General features: G+C 72.8%; 5 protein-coding genes. 4 read left to right on the plus strand and 1 reads right to left on the minus strand.

Features of this window, described 5'->3' with window-relative positions; genetic code table 11:
• Positions 1 to 74: 74 nt before the first annotated feature.
• Positions 75 to 1574 carry a PLP-dependent aminotransferase family protein gene (locus HW445_RS17560; protein WP_180221955.1) on the minus strand — a complete coding sequence of 500 codons (1500 nt, stop codon included), beginning with the start codon at positions 1572 to 1574 and terminating at the stop codon, positions 75 to 77.
• 98 nt (positions 1575 to 1672) lie between these two features.
• Here HW445_RS17560 and HW445_RS33615 point away from each other — a divergent pair, with 98 nt between their 5' ends.
• The 4 genes from HW445_RS33615 to HW445_RS17575 all read left to right on the plus strand — a co-directional run bounded on the left by HW445_RS33615 (position 1673) and on the right by HW445_RS17575 (position 5163).
• The gene (locus HW445_RS33615; RefSeq protein ID WP_257231136.1) at positions 1673 to 2368 is read left to right on the plus strand and encodes a YitT family protein; all 696 of its coding nucleotides are present in this window, start codon (positions 1673 to 1675) and stop codon (positions 2366 to 2368) included.
• Positions 2365 to 3135, plus strand: a complete 771-nt coding sequence (locus HW445_RS33620; RefSeq protein WP_308799372.1) for a glycerophosphodiester phosphodiesterase — start codon at positions 2365 to 2367, stop codon at positions 3133 to 3135. Before HW445_RS33615 ends, HW445_RS33620 begins: the two co-directional genes overlap by 4 nt.
• A gap of 37 nt (positions 3136 to 3172) precedes the next feature.
• A complete protein-coding gene (locus HW445_RS17570; RefSeq protein WP_151774923.1) occupies positions 3173 to 4519 on the plus strand; it encodes an MFS transporter in 1347 nt (448 codons plus the stop codon).
• Between the two features lie 266 nt (positions 4520 to 4785).
• A complete protein-coding gene (locus HW445_RS17575) occupies positions 4786 to 5163 on the plus strand; it encodes an RNA polymerase-binding protein RbpA (protein WP_108957122.1) in 378 nt (125 codons plus the stop codon).
• Positions 5164 to 5325: the final 162 nt, after the last annotated feature.

Genomic DNA, 5325 nt, shown 5'->3' on the forward strand with positions numbered 1-5325 from the left:
GACGGAGGCCGAACCCTCGGAGCCGGCCCGGGCCGAACTGTAGGCGGCGGGCGCACGTCGCGGCCCGCCCTCCGTCAGGCCACGAACGCGCGGGTCGCCTCCACGCCGAGCGGCGCCCCGGTCTCCACCAGGCGGACGGCGTCGGCCAGCCGCGAGGCCGCCTCGTCGGCCAGCGCGCCGCCCACCGTGAACGGCAGCCGGACGTACCCCTCGAACGCCCCGTCGACCCCGAACCGGGGTCCGGAGGCCACCCGGACGCCCACCCGCTCCCCGGCGACGGCGATCCGTGAACCGGAGAGCCCGCCCGCCCGGACCCAGAGGGTGAGCCCTCCGGCCGGCACCGTGAACTCCCAGGACGGCAGTTCCCGCCGGACCGCGGCGACCAGCGCGTCCCGGTTCTCGCGGGCCTGGGCGCGCCGCCAGGCGACGGCGTCCTCCCACTCCCCGGTGTCCATCAGCCAGGCCACCGCGAGCTGTTCCAGCACCGGCGTGCCGAGGTCGGCGTAGGCGCGGGCGGCGACCAGCGACCGGATGATCTCGGGCGCGGCGCGGACCCAGCCGATGCGCATCCCGGCCCAGAACGCCTTGCTGGCGGACCCCACCGTGATCACCGAGGAGCCGGCCGGGTCGAAGGCGCACATCGGCCGGGGCAGCTCCACGTCCTCGTCCAGCCGCAGCTCCCGCATGGTCTCGTCGGCGACCACGACCGTGCCCGCCGCCCGGGCGGCGTCGACCAGGAGCCGCCTGCGCTCCTCGTCGGCGAGCGCGCCGGTCGGGTTGTGGAAGTCGGCGACCACGTAGGCGAGCCGCGGCGCGGACTCGCGCAGCACCTGGCGCCAGCGCTCCATCTCCCAGCCCGTGACGCCCTTGCCCATCGCGACCGGCACCAGTCGCGCGCCGGCCTCACGGATCAGCTGGAGGATGTTGGCGTAGCTGGGCGACTCCACGGCGACCCGCTCGCCGCGCCCGGCGAAGAGGTGGCAGATGGCGTCGATCGCCCCCATGGCGCCGGTGGTCACCATGACCTGCTCCGGCATGGTGGGCACGCCCAGCTCGGTGTACCGGCGCGCGATGGTGGCGCGCAGCGCGGGCAGGCCGGCCGGGTAGTCGCCGTGGGTGGTGGCGTACGGCGGCAGGTCGCCGAGGGCTCCCTGGACGGCACGGGTCACCCACGGCTCGGGGGCGTTCAGCGCGGCCGTGCCCAGGTCGATGAGGGTGCCGAGGGACTCCGGCGGCAGCGGCTCCAGACCACGGGCGGGCAGCGGGTTGCCGGGCGGGACGGCGGTCCAGCTGCCCGCGCCGCGCCGTGACTCCAGGAAGCCCTCGGCCCGCAGGGCCTCGTAGGCGGCGGCGACGGTGGTGCGGCTGACCGAGATCGCCGAGGCGAGTTCCCGCTCCGCGGGCAGCCGGGCGGCGACCGGGACCCGGCCCTCGAGCACCAGCAGCCGGATGCCGTCGGCGAGGGCCCGGTAGGCGGGCAGCCGGCGGTCTCCGGGCCGGGGCGGCCGCTGCTGTTGCGAGGCGAGCTGCCGGGCCAGTTGGGGGGCGCCCACCACCGAGGTCCACCGTTGCATGCGTCCAGTCCACCTTCCCCGAATTGGCCCTGTCGAGCCGTGTCCCACAAGCCACAGAGTGGCACGCACCGGTCCACGAACACCACAGGGGGTTCCTCTTGCTCGCCCGCCGCCTCGTCCAGCTCTACCTCGGTCTCACCCTCTACGGGGCGAGCTGCGCGCTGCTGCTGCGCGCGGAACTCGGTCTCGAGCCCTGGGGGGTCCTCAACCAGGGCGTGTCCGAACTGACCGGCCTGACCGTCGGCACCGTCTCCGTCGTGGTCGGCGCCCTGGTCCTGCTGCTCTGGATCCCCCTGCGCCAGCGGCCCGGGCTGGGCACCGTCTCCAACGTCTTCGTGGTGGGCCTCACCATGGACGCCACCCTCGCCCTGGTCCCCGGCACCGACGGGCTCCTGCCCCGCTGGTTCCTGCTGCTCGCCGGGCTGGTCCTCAACGGCCTCGCCTCCGGCCTCTACATATCCGCCGGCTTCGGTCCGGGTCCGCGGGACGGCCTGATGACGGGACTGCACCACCGCACCGGCCGCTCCCTCCGCCTGCTGCGCACCGGCATCGAGCTCGCCGTCGTGGTGACCGGCTTCCTGCTGGGCGGCACCGTCGGCGCGGGCACGCTGCTGTACGCGCTGGCCATCGGCCCGCTGATCCAGTTCTTCCTCCGTCTCTTCACACCCGCCCGCGCGCGGCCCGGCTCCCAGCAGGAGCAGGAGCCGGAGCCGGAACCGGCCCCTGGCCCCGGCGGGGTCACCGCGGGCCCCCTCCCGGCGCCGGCCCCCGAGGGCGCGATACTGCGTCCGTGACGACGACCCGCACCCGCCACCCGTATCTGGACCACCCCGGCCCGATCGCCTTCGCGCACCGCGGCGGGGACGCCGACGGGCTGGAGAACACCGCCGCCCAGTTCCGGCGCGCCGCCGACGCCGGCTACCGGTACATGGAGACCGACGTCCACGTCACGGCCGACGGCGTGCTGGTCGCCTTCCACGACGACACCCTGGACCGGGTGACCGACGGCACCGGCCGGATCTCCGAGCTGCCGTGGAGCGAGGTCCGGCAGGCACGGGTGGCGGGCCGGGAGCCGGTGCCGCTGCTCGGGGAACTGCTGGAGACCTTCCCCGGCGTCCGCTGGAACGTGGACGTCAAGGAGGAGGGGGCGCTGCTCCCCCTGCTGGAGCTGCTGGAGGCCACGGCCTCCTGGGACCGGGTGTGCGTGGGGTCGTTCTCCGAGTCCCGGGTGGCACGTGCACAGCGGCTGGCCGGACCCCGGCTGGCCACCTCGCTCGGCACCGCCGGCGTCCTCGGTCTGCGGCTGTGCTCCTGGGGGCTGCCCGTCGGCCCGCGGACGTCCGCGCTGGCCGCCCAGGTCCCGGTCGCCCAGTCCGGCATCCCGGTGGTGGACCGCCGTTTCGTCCGGGCGGCACACGCCCGCGGCCTGCAGGTACACGTGTGGACGATCAACGATTCCGTAGAAATGCACAGGCTCCTCGACCAAGGGGTCGATGGCATCATGACCGATCACATCGACACGCTGCGCGCGGTGATGGAGGACCGGGGCGTCTGGGCCTGACCACGCGCGGCTCCCATCGGCGCGAAGCGAGGTTCGGGTGGGCAGCATCACAGTGCGGACGGACGGGGCCGGCACGGCCGACGGACGTCGGCGCGAGCAGCGCGGCTGGTACTTCTACGACTGGGCCTGCTCGGTCTACTCCACCAGCGTGCTCACCGTCTTCCTCGGCCCCTACCTGACCTCGGTCACCAAGGCCGCCGCCGACGAGGAGGGGCTGGTCCACCCGCTCGGGATCCCCGTGAGCGCGGGCTCGTTCTTCGCCTACACCGTGTCCCTGTCGGTGGTCGTCGCGGTGCTGGTGATGCCGGTGGTGAGCGCCGTCGCGGACCGCACCGGCCGGAAGAAGCCGCTGCTGGGGCTCTTCGCCTACCTGGGCGCCACCGCGACCACCGCCATGTTCTTCCTGGACGGCGACCGCTACCTGCTGGGCGGCCTGCTGCTGATCGTCGCCAACGCCTCGCAGTCGGTGGCGGCCATGCTCTCCAACGCCTTCCTGCCGCAGATATCCACGCCCGAGGAACGTGACGCGGTCTCGTCGAAGGGCTGGGCGTTCGGGTACGCGGCGGGTGCGCTGATGCTCGTCCTGAACCTGGTGCTGTACACGATGCACGACTCCTTCGGTCTCACCGAGTCGACCGCGGTCCGCATCTGTCTGGCCTCGGCGGGCGTGTGGTGGGGCGTGTTCGCCCTCGTTCCGCTGCGCCGGCTGCGCGACCGCAGGGCGCCGGACGCGGAGTCCTCCGCCTCCACCCCGCGCCGCCTGCTCGAGACGCTGCGCGACATGCGCCGCCACCCGCTGACCCTCGCCTTCCTGCTCGCCTACCTGGTCTACAACGACGGCATCCAGACGGTGATCTCGCAGGCGGCGATCTTCGGCTCCGAGGAACTGGGGCTGGAGCAGTCCACGCTGATCACGGCGGTGCTGCTGGTGCAGGTGCTGGCCGTGGCCGGCGCGCTGGCGCTGGGCCGGATCGCCAGGCGGCACGGCGCCAAGCGCACCGTCCTCGGCTCACTGGCCGCCTGGACCCTGGTGGTGGCCGCCGCCTACTTCATGCCCTCCGGGAACGCGGTCTGGTTCTTCGCGCTGGCGTCCGGGATCGGCCTGGTCATGGGCGGCAGCCAGGCGCTGTCCCGCTCGCTCTTCTCCCACCTGGTCCCGCCGGGCAAGGAGGCCGAGTACTTCGCCGCCTACGAGATCAGCGACCGCGGCACGAGCTGGCTCGGCCCCCTGGTCTTCGGACTGACGTACCAGCTCACCGGCAGCTACCGGGACGCGATCATCTCCCTGGTGGCCTTCTTCGCGCTCGGATTCCTGCTCCTCGCTCGCATTCCTGTGCGGCGTGCGGTCGCCGAGGCGGGGAACACGGTTCCGGAGAAGCTCTGATGCTTTTGGACCCGGAGACGGCGGGGCGGTAGTGTACGCGTTTGGCCTGCCAGGCGTACCGTTACTGCGCGACAAAGGCGCCGCGACGTCGAGTGACATCTCCCGCCAGATGTGACAAACCGGGCGATGGTGGGTACAACAAGGGGCGGCTACGACGGCGACGCATTCGCGTGGAACGGGAATCTTTACCGCCGACCGGACGTTGAGCCGGATGACGACGACAGCGACACCTGTCCTGTGGGCGACAAGCCCGGGAGGCACGATTCATGAGTGAGCGAGCTCTTCGCGGCACGCGCCTCGTGGTGACCAGCTACGAGACCGACCGCGGCATCGACCTGGCCCCGCGCCAGGCGGTGGAGTACGCATGCGAGAAGGGGCATCGATTCGAGATGCCCTTCTCGGTCGAGGCGGAGATCCCGCCGGAGTGGGAGTGCAAGGTCTGCGGGGCCCAGGCACTCCTGGTGGACGGTGACGGACCGGAGGAGAAGAAGGCGAAGCCGGCCCGTACGCATTGGGACATGCTCATGGAGCGCCGCACCCGTGAGGAGCTCGAGGAAGTTCTCGAGGAGCGTCTCGCGGTACTGCGTTCCGGGGCGATGAACATCGCCGTTCATCCTCGCGACACGCGGCGCAAGTCGGCGTAGCCCTCGGCTCGAGCGTCGCGACCCGCGCAACACGGCCGCGGGCGCCGCACGTGATCTCACGTACGGCGCCCGCGGCCGTGTTTTTTCTGGTGCCGTGATCGCTGGGGCGCCGTCATGGCCGCGGTGCCGTGATCGCTGCGGCGCCGCGTTCGTCCCGGTGCC

This window comes from Streptomyces sp. UH6 (genome assembly GCF_013421635.1).
GTDB classification, from domain to species: Bacteria; Actinomycetota; Actinomycetes; order Streptomycetales; family Streptomycetaceae; genus Streptomyces; species Streptomyces abyssomicinicus.

Excerpts from the sequence above, each read along its gene's own strand:
- HW445_RS17560 (WP_180221955.1), bottom strand. The coding sequence starts at position 1,574 with ATGCAACGGTGGACCTCGGTGGTGGGCGCCCCCCAACTGGCCCGGCAG.
- HW445_RS17575 (WP_108957122.1), top strand. The coding sequence starts at position 4,786 with ATGAGTGAGCGAGCTCTTCGCGGCACGCGCCTCGTGGTGACCAGCTAC.